14 protein-coding genes are annotated in these 15,696 nt (G+C 70.8%); 8 read left to right on the top strand and 6 right to left on the bottom strand.

What is annotated here, in order from left to right; all coding sequences use genetic code 11:
• Positions 1-68: 68 nt before the first annotated feature.
• Positions 69-2,420 (bottom strand): GH1 family beta-glucosidase, encoded by a 2,352-nt coding sequence (locus ABGB14_RS01925; protein WP_347641749.1) that lies wholly within the window; start codon positions 2,418-2,420, stop codon positions 69-71.
• 91 nt (positions 2,421-2,511) lie between these two features.
• Here ABGB14_RS01925 and ABGB14_RS01920 point away from each other — a divergent pair, with 91 nt between their 5' ends.
• From ABGB14_RS01920 to rocD, 3 genes are all read left to right on the top strand, one after another.
• Positions 2,512-2,997: an Lrp/AsnC family transcriptional regulator gene (locus ABGB14_RS01920; RefSeq protein ID WP_347641748.1), complete on the top strand. Its 486-nt coding sequence runs from the start codon at positions 2,512-2,514 to the stop codon at positions 2,995-2,997.
• Between the two features lie 124 nt (positions 2,998-3,121).
• Positions 3,122-3,919: a dimethylargininase gene (gene ddaH / locus ABGB14_RS01915; protein WP_347641747.1), complete on the top strand. Its 798-nt coding sequence runs from the start codon at positions 3,122-3,124 to the stop codon at positions 3,917-3,919.
• A 2-nt stretch (positions 3,920-3,921) separates the two neighbouring features.
• Positions 3,922-5,136: an ornithine--oxo-acid transaminase gene (gene rocD / locus ABGB14_RS01910; protein ID WP_347641746.1), complete on the top strand. Its 1,215-nt coding sequence runs from the start codon at positions 3,922-3,924 to the stop codon at positions 5,134-5,136.
• A 4-nt stretch (positions 5,137-5,140) separates the two neighbouring features.
• Here rocD and ABGB14_RS01905 read toward each other — a convergent pair whose 3' ends face one another.
• A complete protein-coding gene (locus ABGB14_RS01905) occupies positions 5,141-6,694 on the bottom strand; it encodes an alkaline phosphatase D family protein (protein ID WP_347641745.1) in 1,554 nt (517 codons plus the stop codon).
• Positions 6,695-6,911: 217 nt separating this feature from the next.
• On the opposite strand from ABGB14_RS01905, the gene ABGB14_RS01900 reads away from it, so the two are divergent.
• Positions 6,912-8,189 (top strand): Glu/Leu/Phe/Val dehydrogenase, encoded by a 1,278-nt coding sequence (locus tag ABGB14_RS01900; protein WP_347641744.1) that lies wholly within the window; start codon positions 6,912-6,914, stop codon positions 8,187-8,189.
• A 258-nt stretch (positions 8,190-8,447) separates the two neighbouring features.
• Here the strand turns inward: ABGB14_RS01900 and ABGB14_RS01895 are convergent, their stop codons facing one another.
• Complete coding sequence (locus ABGB14_RS01895; protein ID WP_347641743.1) at positions 8,448-8,894, bottom strand: MarR family transcriptional regulator; 447 nt, start codon at positions 8,892-8,894, stop codon at positions 8,448-8,450.
• Positions 8,895-8,943: 49 nt separating this feature from the next.
• On the opposite strand from ABGB14_RS01895, the gene ABGB14_RS01890 reads away from it, so the two are divergent.
• The 4 genes from ABGB14_RS01890 to ABGB14_RS01875 all read left to right on the top strand — a co-directional run bounded on the left by ABGB14_RS01890 (position 8,944) and on the right by ABGB14_RS01875 (position 13,414).
• A complete protein-coding gene (locus ABGB14_RS01890) occupies positions 8,944-10,023 on the top strand; it encodes a substrate-binding domain-containing protein (RefSeq protein ID WP_347641742.1) in 1,080 nt (359 codons plus the stop codon).
• A gap of 86 nt (positions 10,024-10,109) precedes the next feature.
• Positions 10,110-11,477, top strand: coding sequence for an APC family permease (locus ABGB14_RS01885; protein WP_347641741.1), 1,368 nt, complete (start codon positions 10,110-10,112; stop codon positions 11,475-11,477).
• Positions 11,474-12,481 (top strand): acetamidase/formamidase family protein, encoded by a 1,008-nt coding sequence (locus ABGB14_RS01880; protein WP_347641740.1) that lies wholly within the window; start codon positions 11,474-11,476, stop codon positions 12,479-12,481. Before ABGB14_RS01885 ends, ABGB14_RS01880 begins: the two co-directional genes overlap by 4 nt.
• Before the next feature lie 105 nt (positions 12,482-12,586).
• On the top strand, positions 12,587-13,414 hold the full coding sequence (locus tag ABGB14_RS01875; RefSeq protein ID WP_347641739.1) for a hypothetical protein: 828 nt from the start codon (positions 12,587-12,589) through the stop codon (positions 13,412-13,414).
• A gap of 72 nt (positions 13,415-13,486) precedes the next feature.
• Here the strand turns inward: ABGB14_RS01875 and ABGB14_RS01870 are convergent, their stop codons facing one another.
• From ABGB14_RS01870 to ABGB14_RS01860, 3 genes are read right to left on the bottom strand one after another with little or no spacing between them, the layout of a single operon-like run.
• The gene (locus tag ABGB14_RS01870) at positions 13,487-14,374 is read right to left on the bottom strand and encodes a Gfo/Idh/MocA family oxidoreductase (protein ID WP_347641738.1); all 888 of its coding nucleotides are present in this window, start codon (positions 14,372-14,374) and stop codon (positions 13,487-13,489) included.
• Entirely contained in the window at positions 14,371-15,282 is a 912-nt protein-coding gene (locus ABGB14_RS01865; protein WP_347641737.1) for an NAD-dependent epimerase/dehydratase family protein, read from the bottom strand. The genes ABGB14_RS01870 and ABGB14_RS01865 overlap by 4 nt, the downstream gene beginning before the upstream one ends.
• 2 nt (positions 15,283-15,284) lie before the next feature.
• Entirely contained in the window at positions 15,285-15,638 is a 354-nt protein-coding gene (locus tag ABGB14_RS01860) for a YrdB family protein (RefSeq protein WP_347641736.1), read from the bottom strand.
• Between the last annotated feature and the right edge of the window lie 58 nt (positions 15,639-15,696).

Here is a 15,696-nt window from a genome sequence, read left to right as displayed (position 1 = left end):
CGGCCGGCAGGCCCACCGCTTCGACGTACGGCGATATGGGCGCGGCACGCGCCCGAAGAGGGCAGGCGTCAGGTGGAGTCCCTGACCACGAGCCGGGCCGGGAGCACGACGGACGTGACGTGGCGGCCCTCCAGGCGCGACAGCAGGAGCCGGGCGAGCGCGAGGGCCTGGTCGGCGACGGGGACGCGCACGGTGGTGAGCGGCGGGGTGGTGGCCGAGGCGGCGTCGACGTCGTCGAAGCCCGCGATCGCCAGGTCGTCCGGCACCCGCCGCCCGGTCTCCTGCGCCGCCCGCAACGCCCCGATGGCGAGCTGGTCGCCGGCCGCGAAGATCGCGTCCAGTGACGGGTTGTCGCCGATGAGCCGGCGCGCGGCCGCCGCGCCGGACGCGCGGGTGAGGTCGCCGGCCGGGGCCAGGATCGGACTCATGCCGGCGCGGTGGAGAGCCGCCCGGTGACCGGCGAGGCGGTCCTGGACGGAGGTCAGGTCCATGGGGCCGCAGATCATGCCGATGTGGCGGCGCCCGCGCGCGATGAGGTGCTCGGTGGCGGCCGCCGCTCCCCCGGCGTTGTCGACGTCCACGTACGGCACCAGCGACGTGACCGCGGGTTTCCCGAGCAGCACGATCGGCACGCCGGTCCGCGAGAGCCGCTCGGCCAGGGTGTCGGCCCGGTCGGGCGGCAGGAGCACGACGCCGTCCGCCAGCCGCGCCTCCACGTGGGAGGCGATGCGGCGGTGGCTCTCGGCGGTGTCGGCCAGCATGAGCGTGATCTGCTTGCCCGCGCCCTCCAGCATGCTGGTGACGTACTGGACGACGGCCGCGGTCAGCGGATCGCCGCCCTGCCTGGGCACCGACAGGACGAGGGCGACCGTGTTGGTGCGCCTGGTGACCAGGCTGCGGGCGGCGGCGTTGGGCACGTAGCCGAGCTCTCTGACGACCCGCATCACCGTCGCGCGCACCTCGGAGCTCACCGAGCTCTCTCCGTTGACGACGCGCGAGACCGTGGCTCTGGAGACGCGGGCACGGGCGGCCACGGTCTCCAGGGTGGGCCGCCTGGGGCGGGTCTCGGTCAGGCCGTTGCGCGCGATGACGTCCTTATACCACCGGGCGCTGTCCTTCGGACGGCGTTTCTGGGTGGCGAAGTCCACGTGCACGAGGCCGAACTTGCGCTGGTAACCGTCGGCCCATTCGAGGTTGTCGAGCAGCGTCCAGACGAAGTATCCGCGGACCCTGGCGCCGTTCTCGATCGCGGATCTCAGGGCGCGCAGGTGCTCCTCGATGAAGCTGATCCTGTCGACGTCGTGAATGCCGTCGCCGGTCACCACGTCGACGAAGTCGGCGCCGTTCTCGGTGATCATCAGGTCGGTTTCCGGATATTCCCGCGAAAGGCGGCCGAGCAGCTGGGAGAGGCAACCGGGCACGATGGGCCAGCCCATGGCGGTGACCGCCGTGGGCACCGTGCAGAAGAGCACGCCCTCGCTTCCCGGGAAAGCCGGATCGGCGGGTTCGCTGGGCTGCGCCTGCACCACCAGCGGCGCGTAGTAATTGACGCCGATCAGATCGATGGGCCGGGCGATGACGTCGAGGTCGCCGTCGCGGACGTGGCCGAGCCCCGCGTGGCGCTCGATGAGCGGGATCAGGTCGGCGGGGTAGGCGCCGCGCAGCATCGGGTCGAGGAACTGCCGGTTCGCCAGGGCGTCGATCCTGGCCACGGCCTCGGCGTCCTCCTCGCTCAACTCCCTGCCGGCGTCGCTCACCTGGGCGGGCGTCAGCACGGGTGAGATGTTGACGACGGCGCCCACCTTGGCGGCTCCGGCGGCGCGCAGCGCCTGAACGGCCAGCCCGTGGGCGAGCAGCAGATGGTGGGCGCTGCGGAAGGCGTCGGCCGCCGACGTCCTGCCGGGCGCGTGAACGCCGGAGCCATATCCGAGAAAGGCCGCCACCCACGGTTCGTTCACCGTGAACCACGTGTCGACCCGGTCACCGAGCCGCTCGTGAACGGCCGCGGCGTAATCCGCGAAATGGCGGGCGGTGTCGCGGACCGGCCAGCCGCCCTGGTCCTCCAGCACCTGCGGCAGGTCCCAGTGATAAAGGGTCGCATAGGGCGTGATGCCCGCGGCGAGCAACTCGTCGAGCAGTCGATCGTAGAAGTCGAGCCCGGCCGTGTTCACCTTTCCGCAGCCGTCGGGAATCACCCTCGCCCAGCTCACCGAGAAACGGTAGGCGGCTATTCCGAGGTCTTTCATCAACCGCACGTCCTCGGTATGGCGGTGGTAATGGTCGCACGCCTCGGCACGGTCGGCGGAGAAGCCGTCCCAGATGGACGGGCCGCGGCCGCCGGCGGTCGTGGCCCCCTCGATCTGGAAAGCGGAGGTCGACACTCCCCAGACGAAACCCTCGGGGAAACTCGCTGCGCTCATCGTGGTGAAACCCTCCGGACACGGTTCGGGCGCCCAGTGTCCCGCGCGCCGCACGTCGCGCGCCAGCCTGGCCAGGCTGTATACAGAGCGCGTGGAACTGGACCGGCTTGATCGTGACATCATCGCGGCGCTCGTCGACGACGCCCGTGCGACGTACGCGGACATCGGTGATCACGTGGGGCTGAGCGCGTCGGCGGTCAAGCGCCGGGTCGACCGGCTGCGCGCTACGGGGGCGATCACCGGGTTCAGCGCGCGGGTGGCGCCCCAGGCGCTGGGCTGGACGACCGAGGCCTACGTGGAGCTGTTCTGCCAGGGCAAGACCAAGCCGTCGGACATCGCGCTGGCCGTGGCCAAGTTCCCCGAGGTGGTGGGCGCCGCCACGATCACCGGCGAGGCCGACGCGCTGCTGCACATCCGGGCGACGGACGTCCGCCACGTGGAGCGGGTGATCGAGCGCATCGCGGCGGAGACGTTCGTGGTGCGGACCAAGAGCGTCATCGTGCTCTCCAGGCTGGTCGACGCACCGCCTGGCACCACCGTGCCCCAACCGCGCAACGGACCGTCCACCGACGCCTGAAAGACGCAACAGACCTGCGCATATACGCAATGTCGACCTCTTGGCCGCCATGACGGGCGGTTCCTAGGCTGGCTGCGTCCCTCCAGAGTGGGATTTTCCCTGGTCAACGATGATGGAGCGCTGCATGCCCAAACACTTCCTCATGTGCCGCCCTGAGTTCTTCGCCGTCGAATACAGCATCAATCCGTGGATGCGCCCCGAAGCCGGCGCGTCCCGCGACATCGCGGTTCGGCAGTGGGAAGGCCTCAAAGCCGCATACGAGGAACTCGGCCATCGCGTCAGCCTGATCGACCCGATCGACGGGCTGCCCGACATGGTGTTCGCCGCCAACGGCGCGCTGGTCGTCGACGGGCGCGTCTACGGCGCCAGGTTCGCCTACCCGCAGCGCGGTCCCGAGGGCCCGGCCTATCTGCGCTGGTTCGCCGAACGCGGATATCCGGCGCACGAGCCGCAACACGTCAACGAGGGCGAGGGCGACTTCCTCGCGCTCGACGAGATCATCCTCGCCGGCACGGGCTTCCGCACGGACGTGCGCGCCCACCAGGAGGCACAGGAGATCCTGGGCCGGCCGGTGATCTCGCTGACCCTGGTCGACCCGCGCTTCTACCACCTGGACACGGCGCTGTTCCCGCTGGACGGCCGGAACGTCGCCTACTACCCGCAGGCCTTCTCGCGGGGAAGCCGGGAGGTGCTGCGCCACCTGTTCCCCGACGCCGTCCTGGCGACCGCCCTGGACGCCGAGGTGCTCGGCCTGAACGCGGTCAGCGACGGCACCCACGTGGTGATCAACGCCGAGGCCTCCAACCTGCAGTTGGAGCTCAAGCGCCGAGGGTATGAGGTGCTCCCGGTCGACCTGTCGGAGCTGCGTAAGGCGGGTGGGGGCCCCAAGTGCTGCACACTGGAGATCAGGGGGGAGAACTGACCATGACCACCAGCGCAGAGCTGATCGAGATCAGCGAAAGCCGTAGTGCGCACAACTACCACCCACTGCCCGTGGTGATCCACGAGGCGCACGGAGCGTGGGTCACCGACGTCGAGGGCAAACGTTATCTGGACTGCCTGTCCGGCTATTCCTCGCTCAACTTCGGCCACGGCCACCCGAAGATCGTCGAGGCGGCGAGGGACCAGCTCGAACGGCTGACCCTGACCAGCCGCGCCTTCTACCACGACCAGTTCGCGCACTTCTGCGCCGGACTGGGCGACCTCACGGGCAAGGACATGGTCCTGCCCATGAACACCGGCGCCGAGGCCGTCGAGACCGCCATCAAGGTGGCGCGCAAGTGGGGCTACGAGGTCAAGGGCGTCGAGCCCGGCCAGGCCAACATCATCGTGATGGAGAACAACTTCCACGGCCGCACCACCACGATCATCAGCTTCTCGACCGACGCCGGCGCGCACGACGACTTCGGCCCCTACACGCCGGGCTTCAGGATCGTGCCCTACGGCTCGGCCGAGGCGATCAGGCAGGCCGTCGACGCCAACACGGTCGCCGTGCTCGTCGAGCCCATCCAGGGCGAGGCCGGGGTGCTGGTCCCGCCGGACGGCTACCTGACCGAGGTCAGGGAGTTGTGCTCGGCCGGCGGGATCCTGATGATCGCCGACGAGATCCAGTCAGGGCTGGGCCGCACCGGGCGGACGTTCGCGTGCGACGTCGAAGGGGTCGTGCCCGACATCTACGTCCTGGGCAAGGCCCTCGGCGGCGGCGTCGTACCGGTGTCGGCCATCGCGGCCGACCGCGACGTGCTCGGCGTCATCCACCCCGGCCAGCACGGGTCCACGTTCGGCGGCAACCCGCTGGCGTGCGCGGTGGGCATCGCGGTCATCGAGCTGTTGAACACCGGCGAGTTCCAGGCCAGGGCCACCAAGCTCGGCGAAACTCTGCACGCCCGGCTGCGCGGCCTGCTCGGCAAGGGTGTCTCCGAGATCCGCGGGCGTGGGCTGTGGGCGGGTGTGGACATCGAGCCGTCGCTGGCCACCGGGCGCGAGGTGTCGAAGGCGATGCTGAGGCGCGGCGTGCTGGTCAAGGACACGCAAGGATCCACGATCCGGCTGGCTCCGCCGATCGTCGTCTCCGAGGACGACCTGATCTGGGGGATCGACCAGCTCACCGATGCTCTCTACGCCTTGAAGGAGCGGTAGGGACTCAGCCCACGCGTACGGATTCGATCGGCTTTATGGCGTCGTCGCGCGACTCGTACCAGGTCAGCGTGCCGGGGAGGGTCAGGGTGGCCACCGCGTTCTGGAACCAGGGGCCCTTGACGATCCGCCATCGGAAGGGCGCTCTCGGGATGCCCGCCGACCGCGCCAGCAGGCCGCCCACCAGCGTGGCCAGACCGAACTGGGTCAGCACGTTGGCCCAGCGCAGCACCCGGCTGAGCGGGTTGCGGATCGGCGAGCACACGACCTGGTAGATCGGCCCGGTGTTGGCCTTGGCGAGGTAGGAGTAGTGCACGTCGCCGGAGAGGATCAGCACGGGCTTGCCGAGTTTGATCAGCATCCCGGCCAGGTCTTCGAACGAGCGGCGGAACGCCGCCCAGTGCTCCAGGTCGACGGCCTGCCGGAGCATCTCGGACCACCTGGCCACCAGGCGGCCCCACTTGCCGTCGCACAGGGCCTCGTTCCAGTTCTGTACGCCGTGGACGCCCTCGGGCAACAGGAACGGGATCGACGAGCCGATGATCAGCCGCTCGGCCGGGCGGGTGACCTGCTCCTCCAGCCAGGCCCACTCGTCGGGGTCGAGCATGCGGCGGTCGCCGGGCGTGAGCTGCCTGGCGCACCGCGTGTCGACCATGATCAGGCGGGTGTCGCCGAGGTCGCGGGCGTAGCTCCAGCGGTTGCTGCTCGGCTCGGTGTCGGCCCTGTCGGCGAACGCGTCGAGCGCGTCCCCGGTGTCGCCGTCGCCGCTCAGCAGCTTCTGCAGGAGCGGGTCCGCCGCGCGCTCGGCCGGTGAGAGATTGCCGAGGTGCTGGTAGACGTAGTAGGCCCCGAGCCCTGCGACGACCCGGCGGCGCCACCACGGTGTCCTGGCCATCTGCTCGCGCCAGGTCTTCGAGGTGTTCCAGTCGTCGCGCACGTCGTGGTCGTCGAAGATCATCGCGGTCGGCACGGTGGACAACACCCAGCGGATGTCGGGGTCGGTCCACGCCTGGCGGTAGAGCTCGGCGTATTCCTCGAAGTCGGCGATCTCCCCCTGCGGTTCGGTGTCCCTTCGCGACCTGATGTAGTCCAGGACCTCGGGCGACGGGCTGTCGGCGTAGACCTGGTCGCCGAGGAACAGCAGCAGGTCGGGCCACTCCTCGTCGCCGGCCTGCGCGAGGTGGGTGCCGAGCTCGCTCAGCATGTCGTAGCCGTGCGTGATCACGTGTGTGGCGTCGTGGGGCACGCTGGTGCGGCACGAGCCGAACATCAGCTTGCGCACCCCTTCGGCGGGCAGCAGCCTGATCCGGCTGGGCGGGCGACCCGCCAGGGGCCATACGGCCTCCCCGTCGAGTGTGACGGAATAGGACCCGATATCCTGGGAGAGTCCAACGAGATCCACGATCGCGTAGTGGTGTCCGTGCACGGTGAAGGTAGGCGACCGGTAAGCCCTGCCGTCCGCTTCGACGGTGACCGTGCAGGGGTCGGCGGTCTCCACCCAGATCGAGGCGCTGTCACGATCGACATAACGCAGCATCGGCCCCACCACGAGTGCGGGCATTCCACTCCTTCAGATCGACGATTCGGCATACATCCGCTCGTAAGCCTGCCAGAGTGGCGCCGCTCGTGGCACCTCGGTCACCGGCTTGGACTTCTTCCAAGTCCTAGGCAAGTCCAAACCCCTCGCCTATAGGATGATCGTAACAACATCGCCCAAAGTGGAAGGCAATGGCGCCTTTCCTGCAAAAAGGGCGTAAATACCAGGAGGAAACTCTTCAATGAGCATCATGGTGCCGTCAACGACGCCGGCCCTGATCACACCGGGCCGCCAAGCGCTCGACTCCGCTCTCCACCAGCTCGACCAGGCCGCCGAGCAGCTCGGGCTCGACGACGGGCTCCGCACGATGCTGGCCACGCCCCGCCGCTCCCTGACCGTCTCGGTCCCGGTGCGGCGCGAGGACGGACGGCTCGACGTCGTCCAGGGATACCGGGTCCAGCACAACGTCTCACGCGGCCCCGCCAAGGGCGGGCTCCGGTTTCATCCCAGCACCGACATCCACGAGGTCACCGCGCTCGCGATGTGGATGACGTGGAAGTGCGCGCTGGTCGGCATCCCGTACGGCGGCGCCAAAGGCGGCGTGGCCGTGGACCCGGCCGGGCTCACCACCCGCGAGCTCGAACGGCTGACCCGTCGCTACGTCAACGAGATCCTGCCGCTGATCGGCCCGGAGAAGGACATCCCCGCGCCCGACGTCGGCACCGACGAGCAGACGATGGCGTGGGTCATGGACACCTACAGCGTCAACGCCGGCTACTCCGTGCCCGGCGTGGTCACCGGCAAGCCGATGACGCTGGGCGGCTCGCTCGGCCGTGCGGGCGCGACCTCGCGCGGCGTGCAGATCGCGGCGCTGGCCGCGCTGGGCGGCTCGCCCGAGGGCGTGACCGTGGCCGTGCAGGGCTTCGGCAAGGTGGGCGCGCTGGCCGCACAATACCTGTCCGACGCCGGCTGCAAGGTCGTGGCCGTCTCCGACGTCACGGGCGCCGTCTACGCGAGCAGCGGCCTCGACATCGCCCGGCTGCGCGCCTGGGCCGCCGAGGAGGGCGGCGTGCACGGCTACCGCCACGCCGACGCCCTGGCCCGCGACGACCTGTTCGAGCTGGACGTCGACGTGCTGGTCCCGGCCGCGCTGGAAGGCGCGATCACCGAGGCCAACGCGCCGAGGGTCCGGGCCAGGCTGATCGTCGAGGGCGCCAACGGGCCCACCACGCCGCAGGCCGACGAGATCCTCGCCGCCTCCGGCACCACGGTCGTGCCCGACATCCTGGCCAACGCGGGCGGGGTGATCGTGTCCTACCTGGAGTGGGTCCAGAACATGCAGGCCTACTCCTGGAGTTCCGGCGAGGTCGAGCTCAAGCTGCGCGACCTCATGCAGGGCGCCTACTCCGAGGTGAAGTCGCTGGCCGCCGAACGCGGGCTGACGCTCAGGCAGGCGGCGCACGTCATCGGCGTGGGCCGGGTGGCCGACGCGCACCGGATGCGCGGGCTCTACCCGTGACGACCGGCAGCCGGCACGGCTGAGGACCGCCTCAGCGCGCCGGCACCACCGGAGGTCAAGGACGACCGCCGGCCAGAACGACCGGGGCCCGCAGTCCGGGGCGGGCCCCGGCTCCTGTGCTCACTTCCCTGGGCTCACTTCCCTGGGCTCACTTCCCTGGGCTCACTTCCCTGGGCTCACTTCCCTGGGCTCACTTCCCTGGGCTCACTTCCCTGGGCTCACTTCCCTGGGCTCACTCCCCGGACCTACGTCCCCGGCTCACTTCCTGAGCTCGGCGTAGTCGAGCGCGGCCACCAGGCCCTCGAGATCGCTCATGAGCCGTTCGGTGCGCTCGGCGCCGAACGCGACCGCGACGAGCCCGTGGTGCTCGGCCACCGCGCCGTCCACCCGCGCGAGCAGCTCGGCCCCCCGGTCCGAGACGAACACCGCCACCCGCCGCCGGTCGCCCTTCGACGGCCCGCGGTAGACCAGCGCCCGCTCGATCAGCCGGTCGATCGCCTTGGTCAGGGTCGGGTGGGGCATCAGCACGGCCGCGGCGAGCTCGCCCATCGAGTCGCCCCGCCCGTCGGCCAGCGCGCGCATGATGCGCCACTGCTCGACGGTGACGTCCTCGCCCGCCAGCGCGGCCGCCAGCCCCCGGTTGACGCTGCGCTCCGCGCGGCTCAGCAGATAGGCGAGCGAGGACCCGAGCCCGGAGGAGGTCATTGGAGGAGGTCCTTTCATCGGAGAGCTTGAAGGGAGGATACTCGTCGGCGTGGCGGCGACCGTCGATCCTCTCGAAGCGCGGCTCCTCCCGTCAGGTTCGATCAGGATCGGCCTGGTCGTGCCCGTGTCCGGGGTCCTCGGCCTGATGGGCCCCTGCGCGATCAACTGCGCCGTCCTGGCGGCGGAGGAGCTCAACGCCGCGGGCGGCATGCTGGGCAGGCCGGTCGAGCTGGTCCTCGTCGACGGCGGGCGGCCCGCGCGCCAGGTGGCGGCCGAGGTGTCCGAGCTGGTCAGGACCGGCACCGTGCAGGCCGTGGCGGGCGCCCACGCCAGTGACGTGCGGGTCGAGGTGGTGGCCGCGATCGCCGGGCGAGTGCCGTTCGTCTACGGGCCGCCGTACGAAGGCGGCGGGCACGCGCCGGGCGTCTACTTCCTCGGCGAGACCCCCGACCGGCAGCTCGCTCCGGGGATCGAGTGGCTGGTCGGGGCGCGCCGGGCACGCCGGTGGTTCCTGCTGGGCAACGACTACATCTGGCCGCGCCTGGTGCACGCGAGCGCCCGCCCGCTGTTGCGCGCGTCCGGCGCCACCGTGGTGGGCGAGAGCCTCGTGCCGTACGGCGACGCGGTGCGGCGGCTCGACCGGGTGGCGGCCGCCCGCCCCGACGCCATCCTGCTGACGCTGATCGGCAGCGACCTCGTGGACTTCAACCGCGCGTACGCGGCCGGCGGGCTCGGCGCGGCCCGGCTCTGCGGCGCGCTGGAGGAGCACGGGCTGCTGGGCATCGGCGGGGACGCCACGGGAGGGCTGTACGCGTCGATGGGCTACTTCCGCGACCTGCCGACCGAGGCCAGCCTCGGCTTCGCGCAGCGGTACGCCGCCCGCTTCGGCCCTGACGCTCCCATGCTGAACGCCCACGGCCAAGGCTGCTACGAGGCCGTCGCCATGCTGGCCGCCCTGTGCGCGCGGGCGGGGTCGCTGGCCGTGCCGGCGCTCGACGCGGTGGCCGACGGCACCACGATCACCAGCGCGCGCGGGACGCTCACCCTGCTCGGACGGCAGGTACGCCATCCCGTTCACCTCGGGAGGGCGGACGGCCTGGATTTCTTTCTAGAGAAACCTTTTCAATAGAAAGCTTTAGCTCTAAGGTGCGAAACGCCCCCGCTGCACCCCCACTGCACCCCCCGATGCACCCCCCGATGCAGAAGGAGCCGTCCATGAGCACGATCGAGCAGTTCGGCTACCGCCAGGAGCTCCAGCGCTCGCTGGGCTTCACCGACCTGATGATCTACGGCCTGATCTTCATGGTGCCGATCGCGCCGTTCGGGATCTTCGGCAACGTCTTCTCCGTGTCCCACGGCATGGTGGCACTGGCGTACGTGATCGGCCTGGTGGCGATGGCGTTCACGGCGCTGTCGTACGCGCAGATGGCCAGGGCGTTCCCGATGGCCGGATCCGTCTACACGTACGCGGGCCGCGGCATCGGCGCCCCCGTCGGGTTCATGGCCGGCTGGGCCATCCTGCTCGACTACGTGCTCGTGCCGTCGCTGCTCTACCTGGTGGCCAGCGTCGCCATGAACTCGTTCGTGCCCGTGATCCCCGTCTGGGCCTGGCTGGCGGCGTTCGTGGTGCTCAACACCGTCGTCAACTACCTCGGCATCCGGATGACGGCCAGGATCACCCGGATCATGCTGGCGGCCGAGCTGGTCGTGCTGGCGATCTTCCTGGTGGTCGCGGGCGTCGCGCTGGCCCAGGGCAAGGCGCAGACCGGCGCGTTCACGCCGATCTTCGACTCGTCCGGGTTCACCTTCAGCGTGGTGTTCGCCGCCGCGTCGGTGGCCGTCCTGTCGTTCCTCGGCTTCGACGGCATCTCCACGCTGGCGGAGGAGAACCGCGAGGACGCCCGCAGGCTCGGCAGGTCCATGCTGGCCGCCCTCGGCCTGGCGGCCGTGCTGTTCGTGACGCAGACCTGGGTCGCGGCGCTCCTCACGCCCGGCCGCGACGCCCTGATCGCGAACGGGGACCCCGCGGGCAACGCCTTCTACGACACCGCCGCGTACGCCGGCGGGCCGTGGCTGGCGGTGCTCACCGCCGTGGCCACCGCCGTCGCGTGGGGCTTCGCCAACTCGCTGGTCGCGCAGGCGGCGACGTCGCGGCTGCTGTTCGCCATGGCCCGCGACCGCCAGCTGCCCGCCTTCCTGTCACGGGTGAACGCCAGGCACAAGGTGCCGGTCAACGCGACCCTCGCGGTGGCCGCCGTCTCGCTCGTCCTCGGCGTCTTCATGAGCACCAGGGCGAACGGCGTCGGCGAGCTGGCCTCGCTGGTGAACTTCGGCGCCATGACCGCGTTCCTGGTGCTGCACGTCTCCGTCGTCGTGCACTACGTGATCAGGCGGCGCAGCACCAACTGGTGGGCCCACCTCGTCGCCCCCGTGATCGGCTTCGCCGTCCTGGTGGCCGTCGTGTACAACCAGAACGTCGCGGCCCAGTGGGTCGGCGGCGTCTGGCTGGCGATCGGCCTGGCGGTTCTGGGCATCACCTATCTGATCGGCCGTAAGCCCACACTTCCCACGGAGGTCTCGTGAACGTCGTCTCCTACCGCCCCGCGCCGGAGGAACTGAGCTACACCTTCGGCGGGCGCTCCCCCGTCGGCAAGGTACGGCCGGGCACGATCGTGGAGCTCTACACGGAAGACTGCTTCGGCGGCCTCGTCCGGGGCGTGGACGACCTGCCGTCCCAGGTGTGCGAGTTCCCCTACCTCAACCCCGTGACCGGCCCCTTCCACGTGGAGGGCGCCGAGCCCGGCGACACGCTGGCCCTGCACTTCATCAGCATCACCCCGGCCAGGGACTGGGCGGTCTCCACGACGTTCCCCCACTTCGGCGCGCTGACCGGCACCCACACCACGGCCATGCTGCAGCCGCCGCTGGAGGAACGCGTCTGGCGCTACGACATCGACCTCGCCAAGGGCGTGGCCGTCTACCACGCCCGCACCAGCGACTTCAGCGTGGAGCTGCCGCTCGACCCGATGCACGGCACCGTCGGCGTCGCCCCGGCCGCGAACGAGGCCCGCATGACGATCACCCCCGACGCGCACGGCGGCAACATGGACACCCCCGAACTGCGCGCCGGCGTCACCGTCTACCTCGGGGTCAACGTCGAGGGCGGGATGTTCTCCATCGGCGACGGCCACGGGCTGCAGGGCCACGGAGAGGTGTGCGGCACCGCGGTCGAGTCGGCCATGAACACGGTGGTCGCGGTCGAGCTGATCAAGGGAGTGGCCACGCCGTGGCCCCGGCTGGAGGACGACCTGCACCTGATGTCCACCGGGTCGGCCAGGCCGCTGGAGGACGCGTACCGGATCAGCCAGCACGACCTGGTCACCTGGACGTCGCAGCTGACCGGGCTGGACACGCTCGACGCCTACCAGCTCGTCAGCCAGGCCGGGCAGGCGCCGGTCGGCAACGTGTGCGACACCAACTACACGATGGTCGCCAAGCTGCCCAAGGCTTACGCGGGAGACACGGCGGTCTACGAGTCGGCCCACACCCGCCTGCGCGCGCTCGCCTCCCGGTACACGGCACAGTGACCTGCTCCCCGCGCCGAACCCGAAGGGCGCGGCTTTCTGCGAACCTTCGGTAAAGACGGATGTCGCAGGTGAGAGGGCTGATCATCAGCCCCGTAGGCTGGCCGGGTGCTCAGGCTGGTGTTGTCCCTCGCCCTGCTCGACCCGTCCGCCGTCACCGAGGTGTCCCAGCGCAACGTGCCCGCCCCGCGCGTCCTGACTCCTGACGGAGACCGCCTCGGCTACGCGCCGGTCCCGCGCCCCTACACGGGGGCGCGGCGGCTCACCGGCGTGCTGCTCGGTCACGACCCCGTCTCGCGGCGGGACGTGTTGTGCGGGGGCACGGTGATCGGCTCGCGCAGCCGCAGCCTGGTGCTGACGGCCGCGCACTGCCTCTACCACCGTGGCCGGGTGCTCGAGAATCTGGCCTTCCTGCCCGGCTACGACGGCGGGCGGCCGGGGCTGGGCGTCTGGCCGGCCGTACGCACGTGGGTGCCGGCGAGATGGCGCAACCGGCCGTACTCGCCCGGGCTTCTCCCGTACGACATCGGGCTGGTGGGGGTCGGGCGCGGCAAGCGCCCGCTGGAGGCCGTGACCGGCCGGGGGCTGCGGCCGATGGCCACGGACAGGGGCACCACGCTGCAGGGTCTGGAGCTGCTGGGCTACCCGGCGGGCAAGGGCTATCCGGGGGGCACCAGGCTGTACCGGTGCCTGGGTGACGCGGCCGAGGCGGTCTCCGAGGGGCCGGGGCTGATGGTCACCCGTAACTGCCACGCCGCCGCCGGCGGCAGCGGCGGGCCCGCGTTGTACGGCGGCTCGGTGGCCGGAGTCGTGTCGTCCTCCAGCCCGCTGAGCGACACGAAGGGCTACACCGTGCTCGCCCGGCTCGGGGACAAGCCGTTCAAGCGCATGTTCGCCAGGGCCGACAGGACGATGCGGCTCAGGCAGCGCGGCTGACACCTCCGGGCACGGGTCGGCGGCGCGGGCGGGCCGGAGCGGTCAGGCCGGTGCTCCGGCGACAGGCGCGGGTCAGGCGGCGCGCGCGACGATCTCCTCGCAGAGGGCGTGGGTGGCCAGGGCGTCGCCGGCGTCGATCACCCGGCCCTCGCGTACGGCGGAGAGGAACTCCAGGCAGATCTGCTCGATGCCGCGCTGCCTGGCCACCGGCACCCAGTCGGGCCGCCTGGCGAGGGTCTCGCCGCCCTGGTGGTCGATGACGTCGCCGAGGTTGACCACGCGCCGCTTCGCGCCGTCGCCCATGGCCTCGCAGGACTCCTCGGAGACCCCGCCGGCCCGGTTCATGACGCCGATGGCGGTGCAGCCGTCGCCGGACAGCTCCAGGACGATGTGCTCGACCAGGCCGTTGCGGACGCGGGTCCTGATCGTGGTGTCGGTGACGGGGCCGGGGGCGAGGAAGCGGAGGGTGTCCACCACATGGATGAAGTCATCAAATATCACCCGCCGGGGTTTGTCGGGGTGATTAGCCCTGTTCTTCTCCATGAGGATGAGATGACGGGGGTGAGCGGCAAGTCCGACATATCCGGGCGCGTACCGGCGGTTGAAGCCCACCATCAGGGACCTCCCCTCGGCCCTGGCCAGCCGCACGAGACGCTCGGACTCGGCGAGGGTGTAGGCGATCGGCTTGTCGACGTAGACGTGGACGCCCGCCCTGAGCAGCGGCTCGACGATCTCGGGATGGGCGTCGGTGGCGGCGTGCACGAACGCCGCCTCGACGCCGTCCTTGATCACCTCGTCCACGCTCGACGACCGGGCGGCGATCCGGTAGGCATCGCCGAGCCGGTCCAGCCGAGCCGTGTTGCGCGTGCAGAGGTGCAGATCGAGGGCGGGCTGCGCGGAGAGCACGGGAAGGTAGGCCTTCTCCGCGATGTCGCCCAGGCCGATCATGGCTGTCTTCACACGTCGAGCGTAGCCTTGAGCGCCGCCTCGATCGGGGTGGGCGCCACGCCGAACGTACGCTCGAACGCCGACGAGTCGAGCACGTAGGGCGCGACGAACTGGTAGCGCGTGTGCTTCAGCTCGCCGATGAAGGGCGAGAACAGCCCGGCCGCCCACATCAGCGGCCACGGCAGCTGCCTCATCCGGGGGGCGGGCCGCCCCAGCAGCGCGGCCATCTTCTCCCCCAGCTGGCGGAAGGTCAGCGGCGCGCCGGTGGGCACGTGCCACGGCCTGCCCCAGGCCCGCTCGTCACCGCCCGCCGTGATCAGCGCGTCGGCCACGTCCGGCAGGTACGTCCAGCTGTGCGGGACGTCGGCCGGCCAGACGAGCGGGATGGCCCGGCCCGCCCTGAGCGGCGCGATGAACCGATCGCCCAGGTAGGACTGGTCGGTGGCGCCGGGACCGAAGTAGTCGGAGCCACGCACCTCGGTCACCCTGATGCGGCCCGCCCGGTGCGCGGCCAGGGCGTCGGTCCACATCTTCGCGCGTACCCGCATCTTGGGGGTGGTGGAGGCGAGCGGCAGATCCTCCGTCATCGGGACGGAGACCGGCCCGTACGGGTAGAGGTTGCCCAGGATCACCAGCACGGCCCCGCTCGACTCCGCGGCGGCCAGGAACGACGCGGCCATCGGCGGCCAGTCGGTGAGCCAGCGGTGGTATTGGGGGTTGACGCAGTTGTAGAGGACGTCGGCGCCCCTGGCGATCTCGATGAGCCTGGCCTGGTCGGCGATGTCGGCGGCCACCCTGACCGCCCCTTCGGGGCCGCGGCCCGAGCGCGTCACGACGACGACCTCGTGCCCCTGCGCGACGAGCTTGGCGGCGAGGTGCGAGCCGACCTGGCCGGAGCCCACGACGACGTGCTTACCCATGATCAGACCTGCTTCCAGATGATGCGGAGAACCGCGTTGACGACGAAGAGCGCGGCGAAGGCGGCCGCGGAGGTGGTCAGCCCGGAGGCGTGGAGCGCCGCCGCGCCACCACCGAACCACACGATCTCGAGCGCGACGCGTGCCGGACCGGTGAGCGGGAAGGTGGCGTTGGCGCCGCCTCCCGCGCCGAACAGCGCCCACGCCGCGACGAACAGCGCCGGAGCACCGAGCCCGGCCAGCAGTTTGATCGCCCAGCTGGGGGAGAGCGTGAAGCCCCAGTAACCGGCCGACGCCAGCACGCCCAGCTCCAGCAGGAACATCAGCGCCCTGTTGGCATGGTTGGCGAGACTGAGCATCGGGACCTCCAGAGACCACCCGTTCGCTTGCGAGAGCAATGCTCGCTTAAGAGAGCAA

The sequence above is a fragment of the Nonomuraea sp. B10E15 genome, from assembly GCF_039871615.1.
Lineage (GTDB): Bacteria > Actinomycetota > Actinomycetes > Streptosporangiales > Streptosporangiaceae > Nonomuraea.
This window is presented reverse-complemented; position numbering and strand designations above follow the sequence as displayed.

What these genes read in the sequence shown, in the direction of transcription:
- ABGB14_RS01925 (WP_347641749.1), bottom strand. Translation starts at nt 2,420, where the DNA reads ATGAGCGCAGCGAGTTTCCCCGAGGGTTTCGTCTGGGGAGTGTCGACC.
- ddaH (WP_347641747.1), top strand. Translation starts at nt 3,122, where the DNA reads ATGCCCAAACACTTCCTCATGTGCCGCCCTGAGTTCTTCGCCGTCGAA.
- rocD (WP_347641746.1), top strand. Translation starts at nt 3,922, where the DNA reads ATGACCACCAGCGCAGAGCTGATCGAGATCAGCGAAAGCCGTAGTGCG.
- ABGB14_RS01905 (WP_347641745.1), bottom strand. Translation starts at nt 6,694, where the DNA reads ATGCCCGCACTCGTGGTGGGGCCGATGCTGCGTTATGTCGATCGTGAC.
- ABGB14_RS01900 (WP_347641744.1), top strand. Translation starts at nt 6,912, where the DNA reads ATGAGCATCATGGTGCCGTCAACGACGCCGGCCCTGATCACACCGGGC.
- ABGB14_RS01895 (WP_347641743.1), bottom strand. Translation starts at nt 8,894, where the DNA reads ATGACCTCCTCCGGGCTCGGGTCCTCGCTCGCCTATCTGCTGAGCCGC.
- ABGB14_RS01885 (WP_347641741.1), top strand. Translation starts at nt 10,110, where the DNA reads ATGAGCACGATCGAGCAGTTCGGCTACCGCCAGGAGCTCCAGCGCTCG.
- ABGB14_RS01865 (WP_347641737.1), bottom strand. Translation starts at nt 15,282, where the DNA reads ATGGGTAAGCACGTCGTCGTGGGCTCCGGCCAGGTCGGCTCGCACCTC.
- ABGB14_RS01860 (WP_347641736.1), bottom strand. Translation starts at nt 15,638, where the DNA reads ATGCTCAGTCTCGCCAACCATGCCAACAGGGCGCTGATGTTCCTGCTG.